Raw genomic sequence first — 15,542 nt, 5'->3', positions numbered from 1 at the left:
GATGTCGTTGCCGATATCGGGAGGGAACCATGGGTTGGAATAGTCTGACGTTCAGGATTGCCGTGCTGACCTCCCTGTCGGTGAGTCTGCTGCTGGTGTTGTTTGGTGGATATAACTACAACGCCGCCAGGGAGGAGAGCTACCGCAGACAGGCCGAGATGGTCGAGCAGGCCATCAGCCGGTTGCAGCTCTCCTTGCCTGGTCCGCTGTGGAATTACGAATCGGCTTTTGTCGAGGCATCCCTCAAATCCGAGCTGGCCACGGATGCGCTTAGCAGCCTGCTGGTGGTCAACAAGGACAAGCTGGTTGCGGGGTTTGTCCGTGATGATGCCGGTGAAATTCAGGTGGTGGCAAAGCTGCCTGCCGATCTGGGCAGCCATGCCAGCCATGAGCTGGTCTACGACGACAACGGCCAGCTCAAGACGGTGGCCAATCTGCTGGTGGTCAGCAGTGATCGGGCCATTTTGATCCAGTTGCGCCATCTGCTCATCACCACCGTCTGGCAGATAGTGGTGCTGGACGTCGGCATCATCCTGTTGCTGATGGTCTTGATCCATCGCAATGTGCTGCGCCCCTTGCGGCAGATGAACTCCGCAGTCTTCGATCTGGCCCAGGGAGATGGGGATCTGACCCAGCGCCTCAAGATCCGCCGGCATGACGAGATGGGGGCGCTGGCTGGCAACATCAATCAATTCATTGCCAAGCTGCAGGGGACGGTGTCGGAGATAAACACCCTGTCGGCAGGCGTCTTGCAGACGGCGGAGCTGTGCGATTCGCTGGCGACCGATACCCGGCATGGCAGCGCCGAACAGCAGTCAGAGCTGGATCAGGTCGCGACCGCCATCACCCAGATGAGCCATGCGGTACAGGAAGTGGCGGGCAATGCGGTCAAGACATCCGGTGCGACCGATGAAGCCAGCCTCTATGTGGAGCAGGGTTACAAGCTGGCCGGCCAGGCCAATGAAGCCATTCATCAGCTGGTCGGCGAGGTGGAGCGGGTCGCCAACCTGATCCGCTCCTTGTCGAGCGAGAGCAGCAGCATCGGCAACATCATCGAAGTGATCAACGGCATTGCCGAACAGACCAATCTGCTGGCCCTCAATGCCGCCATTGAGGCGGCCAGAGCCGGGGATCAGGGGCGCGGATTTGCCGTGGTGGCCGATGAGGTGAGAACGCTGTCCGGCCGTACACGCCAGTCGACCGAGGAGATCAGCGCCAGTATCGCACGCTTGCAGCAGGCGACCCACAATCTGGTGTCAGGTATGCAGCAAAGTCAGGACAAGGCCTCCCAGGCGGGGGCGCAAGCCGCCGACGTGCAGCTCTCGGTAGAGAAGATAAAGACCCAGGTCGGCCTTATCCGTGAAATGAACATGTATATCGCCCAGGCCTCGGAAGAGCAGCACTCGGTGGCGGAAGAGGTCAGCAACAGCGTCAATCGCATTGCCGGGCTCAACAACGACAGTGCGGCGCGGGTGGGGCAGGTAGCCGATGCCAGCAGTGATTTGCGCCAGCTGTCGGCTCAGTTGGACAGCCTGCTCAAACAGTTCAGGGTGTGAGAGCCTAGCGTCAGCGAGCTGGCCGTCCAGGCAGAGGAGTGGATGATGGGAATAACCAGGATGCTTGTCCTGCTCTGGGCTCTGTGGGCAGGAGGGTTGCAGGCCGGGTCAATCAGGTATCAGGTCGAAGGGCGGACGTTCGAAGGTTATCATCTGGCGGGGGCCAGTCAGCAGTCAACTCTGGTGCTGCTGGTCCATGACTGGGATGGGTTGACCGGGTATGAAATGAAGCGTGCCGACATGCTGGCGGCCTTGGGTTACCGGGTGTTTGCCGCCGATCTGTTCGGCGTTGGCGTGAGACCCACTACGGTGGAGGATAAAAAGCGGCTGACAGGGGCACTATACCAGGACAGGGCGAGCATGCGGGCCCTGCTCGCCGGGGCGCTGGCCGAGGCCACGAGGTTGGGAGGCAAACCGGAAAAGGTCGTGGCGCTCGGTTACTGTTTCGGAGGAGCCGCCGTGCTGGAGCTGGCCCGCAGCGGGGCGGATCTGCACGGTACAGTGAGCGTGCATGGCGGGCTGGAGACACCGCCAGGTCAGAACTACCAACAGGTCAGGGGACGTGTGCTGATACAGCATGGCAGTGCTGACGAGGCGGTCAGCCTGGGGCAGTTTGCCGCCCTGATCGGCGAGCTGGAGAGGGCCGGCATCAGCCATGAAGCGACCAGTTACAGTGGCGCCCCTCACGCATTCAGTGTGTTTGGATCAGACAGGTACCACGCCGAAGCCGATGCCCTTGCCTGGCAACGCCTGGTCGGTTTTCTGGCAGAGATCTCCGCAAAGTAACCCTGTGCGCTGGTTTGCAAGCCATGGCATTGCCATGGCTTTTTGCTGTCTGTTGATCATGGCTGATGGCGTGCCAGTACGAGCACCCACATGGCCCCGTCCCCCACGTGATAGCGTGCCAGCAGGGTCAGGGCACCGCTGATCGGGTCGATGCGATGCACCGCCAGCTGGTGGGAAGCCTGCCCGGCCGCCAGCAGCCAGTGGCCGCTCTGGTCGATGGCAAAACCGCGGGGCATGGTCTCGGTCGGGAAGTGGCCGACTACGCCGAGCTCGCCATCCGGTGCGATGGCGAACTGGGTCAGCAGGCTGCTGGCCCGCTCGCTGCTGTAGAGAAAACGCCCGTCGGGTGTCACGTGCAGGTCCGCCCCCCAGCGCTCCCCCTGATAACCGGCTGGCAGCATGGAGAGGCTCTGACAGAGCCGGATCCCGCCATCGGCGGTGGGTCGGTAGCGGTTGATGGTGCAGTCGAGCTCGTTGAGGCAATAGAGGTCGCCATTGCTCGGGTGCCGCGCAAGATGGCGCGGCCCGGCGCCGCTGGCGGTCGCCAGATCCCCCAGCGGATGGGGGCGCAGCCTCCCCTCCTTACAGAGCAGAAAGCGGCGGATGCAATCCTCCTTGAGGCAGGCGACCAGCACCTCCTGCTCGCCCTGTTTATTTGCACGCAGCAGGGTGACCGAATGGGCGGCCTGCAAGCCGTCGAGCTGCTGGTGGGGGGGCGCTGCCCGGCCGTCGGCGCCGATGGCGGAGACGGTAACCTGATTGAAGGCATAGGAGGCCGCCAGCAGGAAGCGGCCGTCGGCCGAGATGGCGGTGTGGGAGACGCTGCCCGCCAGCGGTGCCGAACCCTGGGTTTCCAGCCGGCCATCGGCCTCGATGCGATAGCTTATCAGGGCGAAATCGGGGCGCACGGCGGCATGGAGCCAGCGCCCGTTCGGGCTGATCACCAGCGGTTGGACCTGGCCCGGGGTGTCGACCACCTGCAATGGCGTGAGCTCCCCAGTATCGGCCAAGGCAAATACGTGGATCTGCTGGCTGGCGGGGCTCGCCACATAAACGACCTGCTGCATCTGTTTCTCACTCCTTGTCATGGGCAACCGCAGGCCATCTTATCCTCTTTCGCGCCCGGCTGGGCCTACTCTTTTGCCCGGCCCGGGCAGACCACCTGGCGGGCCTTGAGGTGGTAGAGCTCCACCTGCGGGTGGCTGAAAAAGCCCACTTCCCACGGGTTCTTCTGCACGAAAGCGGCGCGGATAGGTTCGAACAGCGGGTGATCCTGCGGGATCTGGTAAGCATCGGCGGCGATGATGGTGTAGTTCCACTCAATGGCGCGGGTGTAGGTGAACACCGCCCGCGAGTCGATGGCGAAGTGGCAGCGGCCGTCGCGCTTGAGCAACTGCGACTTGAAGGTCTCGGGGAAGGTGATGAAGAAGATGTCGTCCTCATCGGAGGAGAGAAACGCCAGTACCGTGGTGTGGGGCTGGGACTGGGCCCGGGTCACCAGCACTCCGATCTTGTTCTCAACCTCACGCAAGTCAGGCACCGGCAGGCCGGTGAGCGGGGTGACGGGCAGCTCGCGAGCGGGGCGTTCATCGGCCGGATGTTGATAGCCCGGCTGGGCGAAGCCGTAGACCACCCGGTTGCCGTACCAGAGCTCGAACTGCAGCGGGGTGACCTGCACCCTGTCCGGAGCGGTGCGGGCGATAACCCCCTTGTAGGAGACGCGATAGACGCTCAAGGAGGCGTCGTACTCGTCGACCCCGGTGCGGTTGTCCAGATGCAGGGTGATCTTCTCCCCCACCGCCAGCTGGTGCCCCTTGGGGAAGGTCAGCAGCAGCTCGTCGTCTGGCTGGATCTCGACCCCGCAGATGTAGACGCCGGTCTCCTTGCTGGCGGGGTCGACATAGGTGGCGGCCACTCCGAGTAGGGGAGAGCCGAGAAAAGAGAGCAGAGAGGGTTGGGAACTCATGGCGCACCTTGGCAAATGTGGGGGTCGGCTCCTCAGTGTATCGCGGCCGGCCGGGATTGGCAGGCCCCGTCATCCGGGGAGGCAAGCGCTTCAGGCTAGCGACAAACCGTGCCCCATTCTGGCCAGCCCGTCACAAAACCAGCGCAGGCGGTGGGCCACCGACACAAAAAAGGCCCCTTGCGGGGCCTTCGAACGAGATGAGGAGCTGTCTTAACCGGGCTGGGGGCCCGGCAGGGCGGGAGGCTGAGCGGAGTCGGACTCCACCTTCTGCTCTTCGTCCTTCATGTTCTTGATGTAGACATCCATCTGGTTGAACGCGATCTCGATGCTGTTTTCGCGGAACAGCTGGTCTATCTTGCGGTTCAGCTCGTCCACCGCCGGGTTGCGATCGCCGAGCTCGCTCACGAAGAAGCGCAACTCGTGATCCAGGGTGCTGGCACCGAAGGTGAGGAAGTAGACGATGGGCGCCGGATCCTTGAGCACGCGGCTGTTCTCGTCCGCCGCCTGCTTGAGCAGGGTGCGGGTCAGCTCCAGATCCGAACCGTAGGCCACACCTACCCGTACGATGACCCGGGTGACCGTATCGCTCAACGACCAGTTGATGAGCCGCTCGGTCATCAGCTGCTGGTTGGGGATGATCACCTCCTTGCGGTCGAAGTCGGTCAGGGTGGTGGCGCGAATGCGGATCCGCGAGACGGTGCCGGAGAAGGAGCCGATGGTGACGGTGTCACCGATCCGCACCGGACGCTCGAACAGTATGATGATGCCGGAGACGAAGTTGGAGAGGATCTCCTTCATGCCAAAACCGATACCGACCGACAGACCACCGGCGACCCACTGCAGCTTGTCCCACTGTACCCCCATCATGGAGAGGGCGGTCAGTGAGCCGACCCCGATCAGCACGTAGTTGAGCATGGTGGTGATGGCGTAGGCCGTGCCCTGGGCCAGGTTCAGCTTGGAGAGCACCAGCACTTCCAGCAGACCCGGCAGGTTGCGGGCCAGCGACCAGGCGCCGCCCAGCAGCAGGAAGCCTATCAGCACGTCGCTCAGGCTGATCGGGAACATCACGGCATTGGCCCCTGTCCCTTCAGTGCGGTGCCACAGCACCATGCTGTCGAGGTAGGAGAAGACCGCCACCAGATCGGACCAGAGCCAGTAGAAGGCGACGCCGAAGATCAGCAACAGCACGGTACGGGTCAGACGCAGCGACTGCTGGCTGACATCCTCCAGATCCATGGGCTGCTCTTCGATGGTATCTCCCCCTTCCGCATCCTCCTGGGCCTTGTGTTCGCGTTTGGCCACCGCACGGCGATAGGCCAGGCGACGGGCCGCGAGCTCGAGGCCGCGCAGGGCGGTACGATAGACCAGGCTCCAGAGGATGAGCAGGTAGAAGGACTCGATCAGCCGGCCGGTCAGCTTGAGGGCGGTGTAGTAGTAGCCCAGTCCCACCAGCACGATCAGCGCCACCGGTGCCAGCGCCAGGGCGATGGCGGTGATGGACTGCTGCATGCTCGCCTCGCCCTTGATGCGGGCGCGGGAGATGGGGAACACCAGGTAGGCGGCCAGCCCCAGCAGGGCCAGGGTCAGCGCCTGACCCACCACGTCGTTGCCAAGGGAGGAGGGTTCCACCACCGCCTTGGTCGACAGCATGATGAGCGGCAGCAAGGGCACCCAGAGGTAGCGCATGCTGGTGCGCTTGGCCTGCAGATCGGCTTTCGGAATGCGGAAGTGGCTCTCGGCGATGCCGCCCGGCCGCATCACCGCCAGATAGACGCTGAACACCAGATAACCGAGCGCCAGGTTGAGGGTGATCTGGAAAATCAGCTTGGAACTGAGCAAACCGCAGTCAGTCAGCAGCAGGCCGGCAGCCAGAATGAACAGGCTGCCCGGCAGGCGTTGCAGCACGGTATAGCAGAGGGCTGCCGGGGTGTGCCACTGGCTGTCCTGGCGAAAACGCCCCAGATCCTTGGTGATCTTCTTCTGTCGCTCGATCAGCGTCGGGCGCTTCCAGATCAGCAGGCCACCTATCAGCAGCAGCGGCAGGGCCAGCAGAGTGATGGGCAGCAAGGTTTCACCCCAGCCGCTCCAGTCCGGTTTCAGCACCCAGTCGGAGGCCTGCTTGTAGGCCTGGGCCGGCCAGCTGATGAACCACTTGCCGTCGATGGGCTTGTTGCTGCTCACCCAGAAGATGTGCTGCTGCAGGGTGAACTCGATGGAGGAGTAGATCCGCGCCAGCTGCTGCTGGGTCAGCTGCAGGCTGATGGCGTTGGTCAGCTGGGCATCCAGCTGGCGGTTGAGCTGGTCGAGCAGGCTGATGCGGGTGTCGAGCAGCTTGGAGAGGCTGGCTCTGTCCTCCTCGCTCACCGGCTCGCTGCTATTGGCGATCAGGTTGTCCAGATACTGGGTCTTCTGGAACAGCTGGTCACGCTGCTGGCTCAGTTCGAACTGGGCCAGGTGCAGGTCGGCGATCTGCTCCTCCAGGTTCTTCACCAGGGTGGAGGGGGAGGACTCCAGCTGCTGGTAGAGCTGATAGAGGATGCGCGACAGCAGCAGGTTGCCCTTGAGCATCTGCACCTGTTCGTTGAGGTTTCGTTCGGTCTGGGTGCCGCGCTCCAGCCAGCTCTTGGCCTGCAGGTTCTTCTGCACCAGCGAGTTGAGGCTGGCGGTGGCGCTGACCAGCTGCTGGCTGAGCTGGTGGTTGAGCTCCTGCTCCTTTTGCACCAGCGGGCTGTCGGCGGCGGCCACCAGCTCACCGGTCTGTTCGGCGGTCTTCTCAGTGTCGCCCAGGCGCTTGGCACTGCTCTGCTCCTGCAGCAGTTGCAGCTTCTGCTCTTCGCTCGCGAGGCGGGCGGTCTGGTAGTCGCGCTGTTTGACCGCCAGATCCTGCATGCTGGTGCGGTTGTCCAGTTCCTTCTGCAGGTTGGCCAGCTGCAGATCCAGCAGGGCCAGCTCGACATTGAGCTTCATCTTCTCGGCGCTGCTCACCCCGTCACCGGCGTTGAGGCGGGTACGGATCTCCTGGCTGCGCTGATAGGCGCGGCTCATGCTGGCCTGGGCCCGCTCCGGCAGGGTCTGCAGGTTGGTGAGCTGGCTGCCGATGGTGCCGAGGGCCTCCTGGGCATCCTGCATGTTGGCCATGACGTCGGGCTGGCGACTCTCCAGCTCGCTCAGGCTCATGCTGGCGTATTCGCTCTTGATCTGCTCGGCGCTCTTGCCCTGGGTCAGGGCATCCAGTCTGGCGCTGATGTCGCGCAGCTCGGCCGGCAGGGAGCGGACGCGCTCGTTCTGGCTTCTGGCCTTGCTCTTCTCTTTCTCGATGCTGTCGAGCAGGGAGAGGGTGTCGGTCAGGAATTTCTGGTCGGCCTGCTGGCTGACGGTGAGGGTGTCCGACTTGCCAAGGGCGTCGAGTGCCCGTTGTACGCTGGTACGTTGGGGCACGTCCTGCGCCATGGCTTGCGGGGCGCAGAGACTGACGAGTAAGCAGAGCAGCGGCAACAGGGTGGCCGAGGCTCTTTTGAACGGTATTGAGAGCATAAAACTTCCGGGTTATTACGCGATATTCGGGAGATGTCCCACTTGGATTAAATCCGCGTGGATTCTAACACCGGGCAGAAAGGGGCAGCAGGGGGGCGAGATAAAAAAAACGGCGCCCGCGGGCGCCGTTTTCAGCTTGTTCAGTTCCGATTAAAGAACGTGAACAGAAGCGGTGTTGGTGGTGCCGCTCGGTACCAGGGCACCGGAGACCATGACAACCACGTCACCCTTCAGACCCATGCCGCTGGCCAGCGCCGCTTCTTTGCCGATGCGATAGAAATCGTCGGTGGAGGCGATGCTGTCAACCACGTGAGCAACCACACCCTTGGTCAGTACCAGTTGGGCTGCGGTCTTCTTGTTGGTGGTGATGGCCAGGATCCAGGCTTTCGGGAAGTACTTGCGGATGGCCTTGGCAGACTTGCCGCCTTCGGTGGCAACCACGATCAGCGGGGCGTCCAGCTTCTCGGAGGTCTCTACCGCGCCTTTACATACGGCTTCGGTGATGCGCAGCTTGTTGCTGTCGTTGGCAGCAGACAGGTTGGACAGCATCACGGCATCGGTACGCTCGCAGATGGTGGCCATGATGGTCACGGCTTCCAGCGGGTATTTGCCCTTGGCGGACTCACCGGACAGCATGACTGCGTCGGTACCGTCCAGGATGGCGTTGGCCACGTCACCGGCTTCGGCGCGGGTCGGACGCGGGTTCTTGATCATGGAGTCCAGCATCTGGGTGGCGGTGATGACCACTTTGCGGGCTTTGTTGCACTTCTCGATGATCATCTTCTGGGCGAAGATCACTTCTTCAACCGGGATTTCGACACCCATGTCGCCACGAGCAACCATGATGCCGTCGGAGACAGCCAGGATTTCGTCGAAGTTGTCCAGGCCTTCCTGGTTTTCGATCTTGGAGATGATCTGGATGTTCTCGCCACCGTGGGCTTTCAGGTGCTCACGGATTTCCAGCACGTCTTCTTTCTTGCGAATGAAGGAGGCGGCAACGAAATCAACACCCTGCTCGCAACCGAAGATCAGATCGCGCTTGTCTTTCTCGGCCAGGGCCGGCAGCTTGATGGAGACGCCCGGCAGGTTGATGCCTTTGTTCTCGCCCAGATCGCCGTTGTTCAGTACTTTACAGACAACTTCGCGCTCGGTGATTTCGATGACGTCCAGACCGATCAGGCCATCGTCAACCAGGATGCGGTTGCCGACGCGCAGGTCGTTGGCGAAACCGGCATAGGTCACGGCGACTTTGTCTTTGTTGCCAACCACGGTCTGGTCGGTGGTGAAGGTGAAGGTCTGGCCAGCGACCAGAGCCACGTCGTTGCCGCCTTCCAGCTTGATGGTACGGATTTCCGGACCCTTGGTGTCCAGCAGGATGGCTGCGTGCTTGCCGGTTTCGGCCATGACAGCGCGCAGGTTGCTGATGCGACCACCGTGCTCGGCGTAGTCGCCGTGGGAGAAGTTCAGGCGCATGACGTTCATGCCGGCGTCCAGCATCTTGGCCAGCATTTCTTTGGATTCGGTCTTGGGACCGATGGTGCAGACGATTTTGGTCTTTTTCATGTCAGTCTTCATGGTTAAGGAGTTTCCGCCGTGCAATATACACCAGTTTTTGGATACTTTTTATGATCCAGAAACAACGTTTTGACCAGATAACGTTTTCTTTTCAGGGATAACGTTTTCCTCCCGGCTACTTTTTAGGGCATAAATTAACTGGTCAGCGCAGATTTGGCATAAATGTCGCCATATGTATCTCGGCGCCGGCCCGCTTCGTCAAATGTTGTAAAATGACGATCCCGTCCCTTCATCAAACCGTCATCGGTCCCCGACAAGAATAGACACTCTGCTGCCACCGGAGTGCTGCAAGATGGTCCCTTATCTGCTGCTGTTGTCCGTCGCCCTGCTGGGTGTGCAGGCGCTGCCCGCCAGCTGCTGGCCGGCCGATCCCGCTCCTCGCGATGGCACGCTGCGCGCGTTCGAGCGCCTTGAAAGGCTGCATGCGCAGGCCGCCACGGCCCACGCGCAGCCAGGCTTGCCGCGCTCCAATCTCCCGCTTGCCGGGACGAATTGACAGCCCTGAGCGGCAGGTTTGAAAAGAAGAGAGGGAGGCCTGGCCTCCCTCTTGTGTTGGGTGCGTCACCGCGCCTTGGCGGCTCAGTTTATCTTGCCCATCTCGATGGCGAAGCTGGTGGCCAGCTGGGCAAACTTGAGGGCGTGGGCAGCCGAGGGATCCGAGTTCTGCAAGGTGTCCCGGGCGGTGTGGATGTTGGGGTTGTAGTCGTTGAAGCGCGACTCGAACGGCATGGCGGCCGGGTAGCCCTGATTGTGCCAGGAGGCGTGATCCGAGCAGCCGTAGCCGCAGCTGTCATAGCCGTAGCGGATCTGGGGCAGATAGGCGTCGAGCAGCTGGGCCAGATAGCTGGTCAGCCCCTTGTCGGTGTAGTCGGTCATGAAGACGATGTCTTCCGCCGAGCCCTGGTAGTTGGTCATGTCCAGCTGCAGCGCCGCCAGTACCTTGGTGTTGGCCGCCTTGTAGCGGGTGGCGATGTCCTTGGAGCCGCGCAGCCCCACCTCTTCCGCCGCATAGCCGATGAACTGCAGGGTGCGCTCCGGCTGGCGACCCTGCTCGGCGATGACCCGCAGTACCTCGGTCAGGGTGGCGATGCCGGAGGCATCGTCATCGGCGCCGGGGGCCAGGGTGCGGCTGTTGGGGGCCGAGCCCGCGGTGGAGTCGAGGTGACCGCCGAGCACCACCACTTCGTCCGGATAGCGGCTGCCCTTGAGGGTCAGCACCACGGACTGCTGCGGATAGCCGCTGTGCTTGACCCGGCTGACGCTGGCCCAGGGCAGGGTCGCGCTCAGGGTCTGCCACTGGCCGGCCACCCAGTCCGCCGACTGCACCCCCGTGGTGGTGGTGTAGTAGCGGTTGCGCCAGCTGGCGAGCTGGCTGATGGTACCGACTATGTTGCCCTGATCCAGATAGGGCAGCAGCCGGTTGACGCTGGCTCCCTGGGTCAGCGGCGGGGCGCTGAACAGGTTCTGGCTGATGGGCTGGGCCATGCTCTGCAGGGCGTCGGCCAGGGTACTGTGCACCACGTAGCCGCCGCAGCGCTGGTGACCTTCGTGCATCAGGTGGGAGAGGGTGCCGAGCTCGCTCGCCTCGACCTGGGCCAGCTGGATGGGGGCGCCGCTGGCGCTGAACAGGGGGGCCAGCTTGGCCTTCACCTGTTTGAGTTCGACGCCGCTGTCGGCACCGACCGTGATCCAGACGGGCTCGGCGGCCTGTACGGCGAGGGGCAGCAGGGGGAGCAAGAGGGCAGTCAACAAGGGTTTCATGGCGGATCCTTCCAGATTGGTTGTGGGCACATGTGCCAAATGGGTGTCATAAGACGACTGGCCCAGTCTAGCTAAGGAGGCAGACCTCGGAATTTGACCATCTGGCGCGACCCTACCCCCGTCCGGTGGGGGCCGCTGCAGGATCTGCTGTCTACTGCGGGCCGGCGAGGGTGGCTGGCGGAGCTTTGTGCTGGTGAGGGGGATGTGCGCAGCGTGCTCGCGGCAGCAGCGGCGCTCGGCCCTGACCTGGGGGGCTGACAAAGGGAGTCAAACTATGCCATATCGGCGCGAAACGCCGGCGGGAATGGGTGAGGAGGGGCCTGGGTGCCCAAAAGCGCGGGTATACAAAGAGGCATAAAAAAGAGGGGCTGTGCCCCTCTTCTGCATCTGAATGCGGGTTCAGGCGGTCGCCTGGGCCAGCATGCCGAGGGCTATCTCCCGCTCCCCCATGATCACCTTGTCTGCCCCCTGCCTGGTGAGAAAGCTCACCTCGTCGTCGCTGTGGGCACGGGCGATCACCCGGATGGTCGGGTTGATGAGCCTGGCCTGGGCGATGGCCTCGCCGGCCTCGAAGCTGTTGGGGATGGCCACCAGCAGCCAGCTGGCGTCGGCGATGGCGGCGCGGCACAGCACCTCGTCATCGGCCACGTTGCCGTTGACGTGGGGAATGTCGGCCTGGCGCAGGCTCTCCAGCCGGTGCGGATCCTGCTCGATCACCACCAGCTCGCGCCCGGCCTGCTGCAGGCCGTTCACCAGCAGACGGCCGACCCGGCCATAGCCCGCCAGTATGGTGTGGCCTTTCATCTCCACCGGCGGGCATGTGCACTCGGCCAGCACCTGGGTGTTGTCGGCGTCCGGCTGTTTCTCCAGGTAGCGCTCGACGGCGTTGAACACCAGCGGGTTGAGCATGATGGAGAGGCTGGCACCCACCAGGATCAGGTCACGGGCTCCTTCCGGCACCAGTTTCAGCACTATGGCCAGCCCGATGAGGATGAAGGAGAACTCGCCGATCTGGGCCAGACTGGCGGAGATGGTGAGGGCGGTACGCTTGCTGTAGCGAAACAGCCGCACGATGGCGTAGGCCGCCGCCGACTTGCCGAACATGATGATGAACAGGGTGGCCAGCACCGCCAGCGGCTCGGTCAGCAGCACCGCCGGGTTGAACAGCATGCCCACCGAGACGAAGAACAGCACGGCGAAGGCGTCCTGCAGCGGCAGGGTGTTGTTGGCGGCGCGGTGGCTCAGCTCGGAGCGGTTCATGACGATGCCGGTGAAGAAGGCGCCGAGGGCAAAGGAGACGCCGAACAGCTTGACCGCGCCGAAGGCGATGCCAAGGGAGCAGGTCAGCACCGCCAGGGTGAACAGCTCGCGCGAGCCGGTGCTGGCGGTGTGGGTCAGCAGCCAGGGGATGAAGCGGCTGCCCACCACCATCATCAGCGCCACGAACAGGCTCACTTTGCCGAGGGTCCAGCCCAGATCCAGCGCTATGCTCTGCCAGCTCATGGCCTGCTCGCCGAACTTGATGTCGGCGATGATGGGCAGCATCACCAGCGCCAGCACCATCACCAGATCCTCGACGATGAGCCAGCCGATGGCGATGCGCCCCTGCAGGGTCTCCAGATTCTGGCGGCTCTCCAGTGCCCGCAGCAGCACCACGGTACTGGCGGTGGAGAGGGCGAGGCCGAACATCAGGCCGGCAACCGGATCCCACCCCAGCAGGGAGGCGAGCCCCATACCGAGCAGGGTGGCGACCGCGATCTGGGCGATGGCGCCCGGGATGGCGATCCGCTTTACCGACATCAGATCGCGAAAGGAGAAGTGCAGCCCCACTCCGAACATCAGCAGGATGACCCCCAGCTCCGCCAGCTCGGGCACCAGCTTCATGTCGGCCACGTACCCTGGGGTGAAGGGGCCCGAGATGACGCCGGCCGCCAGATAGCCCACCATGGGGGAGATCTTGAGGCGCTGGGCCAGCATGCCGAGGATGTAGGCCAGCACGAAGCCGCCGACCAGGGTGGTAATCAGGGGAAGGGTGTGGTCCATGTCGTCACCTCGCTAATGGCAGTCAGGGGGCTACCAGATCACCGCGCGGGTGAAGAGGGCAGCTGTCAATGAGCAGGGGGCGAAAGAGACAGATGCTGGTCCCGTGCACGGGGCGTGTCTGAGGGACAACAGTTGCCGTTTCTGTTGAAAAATAATACGTTTTTGGCGTAAAGGCAATCTTTATCCACATTTAAAGGAATTTTTGAGATTAAAAGTGGATAAGTGATGGTTTTAAGGTGAGCGTCTCTATTTTTATTGACCTGGCTTGGCAGCATTAATCAATCGGTGATGATTTTTGTGGCCAGGGCGAGCGCAGCCTGGCCTCACAAAAAAAGCGGCCGACCGGCCGCTTCGTTGCATTGAGGGTTGGGTGCATACCTCTGGGCTCACTTACCCTTGGCGATCCCCTCCCGGCGCGGATCGGCGGCGCCAAGCCAGCCGCCGGGGTTGCGCTGCACCCCCTGCAGGCCCGAGGTCTGCTCGCTCAGCACCACCTCGTGTCCCTTCGCCTTGAGCGCCTCGACCACGGCGGCCGGGGTGCGGCCCGCCTCCAGCTCGGTGGGGCCGTTGCGACTGCCGAAGTTGGGCAGATTGATCGCCTGTTGCAGGTTGAGCCCCCAATCCTGGGTGCCCAGCAGCGTCTTGCCCACGTAGTTGATGATGGCTGAGCCCCCCGGGGAGCCCAGGCTCATCTCCAGCTCGCCGCTGCTCTTGTCAAACACCAGCAGGGGGGACATGGAGGAGCGCGGTCGCTTGCCCGGCTCCACCCGGTTGGCCACCGGCAGCCCGGCGGCATCCAGCGAGGTGAAGGAGAAGTCGGTGAGCTGGTTGTTGAGCAGGTAGCCGTTGACCATCAGCCGCGAGCCGAAGCCGTCTTCGATGGAGCTGGTCATGGAGACCGCCATCCCCGCCTTGTCGACGATGGAGATGTGGCTGGTGGAGGGGAGCTCAGGGGTCGCATCCTGGCCGCGAGCCGGCGCCAGCGGCGGGGTGCCCGCGTTGGCCAGCCCCATGGGGCGCTCGCCGATGAGGGCGCCGCGCCGGGCCAGATAGTGCTTGTCGAGCAGGCCGCTGACGGGGACCGCCACATAGTCGCTGTCCGCCACGTACTGGTTGCGGTCGGCAAAGGCGAGCCGCGCCGCCTCGCTGTAGAGGTGGATTGCCTCGGCAGAGGCGGCCGGCTGGCCCTGCTCCCCTGGCACCGGCTTGAGGGCCGCCATGTCGCGGCTCTCCAGCATGCCGAAGATCTGGCCGAGTGCTATGGTGCCGGACGAGGGGGCCGGGAAGCCGCACACCCGGCTCTGGCGATAGTCAAAGCAGAGGCCGTCGCGCAGCTTGGCGCGGTAGCTGGCCAGATCGACCGCGCTCAGTACCCCGGGGTTGGTCGGGTGAGCGTGCACCTTGGCCACCATGGCCTCGGCCAGCGGGCCGCGATAGAAGGCGTCCGGCCCCTGACTTGCCAGGGTACGCAGCACCTTGGCCAGCGCCGGGTTGGTCAGCCGGCTGCCCGCCGCTCTGGGGCTGCCGTCGGCCTGATAGAAGTAGGCCCGTGCATCCGGGTCTTTTGCAAGATAGGGATCCTTGGCCAGCAGCGCGGCCAGCCGCGGGCTTATCACGAACCCCTGCTCCGCGAGGGTGATGGCGGGCTCGAACAAGCTGGCCCAGGGCAGCTTGCCGTAACGCTGGTGGGCCAGCGCCAGTGCCCGCACCGTGCCGGGGGCGCCCACCGAGCGCCCGCCCACCACGCCGTCGTAGAAGGCCATCGGCTTGCCATCCTTCATGAACAGCTGATCGGTGGCGGCGGCGGGGGCCGTCTCGCGACCATCCACCGCCGTGACTTTCTGACCATCCCACACCAGCATGAGTGAGCCACCGCCGATGCCGGAGGATTGCGGCTCCACCAGGGTCAGCACCAGCTGCACCGCGATGGCGGCGTCCACCGCGCTGCCGCCGGCCTGGATCATCTGGTAGCCCGCCTCCACCGCCAGCGGGTTGGCGGCGGCCACCATGAAGTCGTGACCCTGCCAGCCCTGCTTCTCTTGCCAGCCGCTGGCGGCCTCCGGCGCGATCAGGGTGTGGGCGGGGGGATTTTGCGGGCTCTGCTGAGCGGCGCAGCCGGCCAGCAGAGCGAGGGCAATGGCCAGCCCCAGCGGTTTGCGCAACATGACACTCTCCTTGTCTGTTTTATGAGCATGAGGGGGGACTATGTCACGATTGGCGCTAATGACTCAAGTTGTCGAATCAGATCAACAAGTTACTCATCTATCAACAGTCGTACCGGCGCCCGCCCATAAAAAAACCGCCCGGAGGCGGTTTTTTGC

General features: G+C 63.5%; 10 protein-coding genes. 3 read left to right on the top strand and 7 right to left on the bottom strand.

The window, feature by feature from the left end; all coding sequences use genetic code 11:
• The first annotated feature begins 29 nt into the window (after nucleotides 1-29).
• Nucleotides 30-1,556 (top strand): methyl-accepting chemotaxis protein, encoded by a 1,527-nt coding sequence (locus ACB033_RS06220; RefSeq protein ID WP_005303170.1) that lies wholly within the window; start codon nucleotides 30-32, stop codon nucleotides 1,554-1,556.
• Nucleotides 1,557-1,601: 45 nt separating this feature from the next.
• A complete protein-coding gene (locus ACB033_RS06215) occupies nucleotides 1,602-2,342 on the top strand; it encodes a dienelactone hydrolase family protein (RefSeq protein ID WP_139726339.1) in 741 nt (246 codons plus the stop codon).
• Between the two features lie 56 nt (nucleotides 2,343-2,398).
• On the opposite strand, the gene ACB033_RS06210 is transcribed toward ACB033_RS06215, so the two are convergent.
• From ACB033_RS06210 to pykF, 4 genes are all read right to left on the bottom strand, one after another.
• Nucleotides 2,399-3,409 carry a beta-propeller fold lactonase family protein gene (locus ACB033_RS06210; protein WP_139726326.1) on the bottom strand — a complete coding sequence of 337 codons (1,011 nt, stop codon included), beginning with the start codon at nucleotides 3,407-3,409 and terminating at the stop codon, nucleotides 2,399-2,401.
• A gap of 65 nt (nucleotides 3,410-3,474) precedes the next feature.
• Complete coding sequence (locus ACB033_RS06205) at nucleotides 3,475-4,308, bottom strand: hypothetical protein (protein WP_017785177.1); 834 nt, start codon at nucleotides 4,306-4,308, stop codon at nucleotides 3,475-3,477.
• A gap of 210 nt (nucleotides 4,309-4,518) precedes the next feature.
• Nucleotides 4,519-7,842, bottom strand: coding sequence for a mechanosensitive channel MscK (gene mscK / locus ACB033_RS06200; protein WP_139726327.1), 3,324 nt, complete (start codon nucleotides 7,840-7,842; stop codon nucleotides 4,519-4,521).
• Nucleotides 7,843-7,992: 150 nt separating this feature from the next.
• Nucleotides 7,993-9,405, bottom strand: coding sequence for a pyruvate kinase PykF (gene pykF, locus ACB033_RS06195; RefSeq protein ID WP_139726328.1), 1,413 nt, complete (start codon nucleotides 9,403-9,405; stop codon nucleotides 7,993-7,995).
• A 304-nt stretch (nucleotides 9,406-9,709) separates the two neighbouring features.
• Between pykF and ACB033_RS06190 the strand changes: the two genes are divergently transcribed.
• Complete coding sequence (locus ACB033_RS06190; protein WP_139726329.1) at nucleotides 9,710-9,913, top strand: hypothetical protein; 204 nt, start codon at nucleotides 9,710-9,712, stop codon at nucleotides 9,911-9,913.
• Nucleotides 9,914-9,996: 83 nt separating this feature from the next.
• On the opposite strand, the gene ACB033_RS06185 is transcribed toward ACB033_RS06190, so the two are convergent.
• From ACB033_RS06185 to ggt, 3 genes are all read right to left on the bottom strand, one after another.
• Complete coding sequence (locus tag ACB033_RS06185) at nucleotides 9,997-11,178, bottom strand: M28 family metallopeptidase (protein ID WP_371140401.1); 1,182 nt, start codon at nucleotides 11,176-11,178, stop codon at nucleotides 9,997-9,999.
• 399 nt (nucleotides 11,179-11,577) lie between these two features.
• Nucleotides 11,578-13,221, bottom strand: coding sequence for a YbaL family putative K(+) efflux transporter (ybaL, locus tag ACB033_RS06180; RefSeq protein ID WP_139431349.1), 1,644 nt, complete (start codon nucleotides 13,219-13,221; stop codon nucleotides 11,578-11,580).
• Nucleotides 13,222-13,607: 386 nt separating this feature from the next.
• The gene (gene ggt, locus ACB033_RS06175; protein ID WP_139726331.1) at nucleotides 13,608-15,386 is read right to left on the bottom strand and encodes a gamma-glutamyltransferase; all 1,779 of its coding nucleotides are present in this window, start codon (nucleotides 15,384-15,386) and stop codon (nucleotides 13,608-13,610) included.
• Nucleotides 15,387-15,542 lie beyond the last annotated feature (156 nt).

The sequence above is a fragment of the Aeromonas sp. S15(2024) genome, from assembly GCF_041402265.1.
Taxonomy (GTDB): Bacteria; Pseudomonadota; Gammaproteobacteria; order Enterobacterales; family Aeromonadaceae; genus Aeromonas; species Aeromonas dhakensis.
The sequence above is the reverse complement of the archived record's forward strand: the minus strand, read 5'-3'. Positions and strand labels throughout refer to the sequence as shown.

Bases quoted from the DNA above. Each gene is read 5' to 3' on its own strand.
- ACB033_RS06220 (WP_005303170.1), top strand. From the start codon at position 30: ATGGGTTGGAATAGTCTGACGTTCAGGATTGCCGTGCTGACCTCCCTG.
- ACB033_RS06215 (WP_139726339.1), top strand. From the start codon at position 1,602: ATGGGAATAACCAGGATGCTTGTCCTGCTCTGGGCTCTGTGGGCAGGA.
- ACB033_RS06210 (WP_139726326.1), bottom strand. From the start codon at position 3,409: ATGCAGCAGGTCGTTTATGTGGCGAGCCCCGCCAGCCAGCAGATCCAC.
- ACB033_RS06205 (WP_017785177.1), bottom strand. From the start codon at position 4,308: ATGAGTTCCCAACCCTCTCTGCTCTCTTTTCTCGGCTCTCCCCTACTC.
- mscK (WP_139726327.1), bottom strand. From the start codon at position 7,842: ATGCTCTCAATACCGTTCAAAAGAGCCTCGGCCACCCTGTTGCCGCTG.
- pykF (WP_139726328.1), bottom strand. From the start codon at position 9,405: ATGAAAAAGACCAAAATCGTCTGCACCATCGGTCCCAAGACCGAATCC.
- ACB033_RS06190 (WP_139726329.1), top strand. From the start codon at position 9,710: ATGGTCCCTTATCTGCTGCTGTTGTCCGTCGCCCTGCTGGGTGTGCAG.
- ACB033_RS06185 (WP_371140401.1), bottom strand. From the start codon at position 11,178: ATGAAACCCTTGTTGACTGCCCTCTTGCTCCCCCTGCTGCCCCTCGCC.
- ybaL (WP_139431349.1), bottom strand. From the start codon at position 13,221: ATGGACCACACCCTTCCCCTGATTACCACCCTGGTCGGCGGCTTCGTG.
- ggt (WP_139726331.1), bottom strand. From the start codon at position 15,386: ATGTTGCGCAAACCGCTGGGGCTGGCCATTGCCCTCGCTCTGCTGGCC.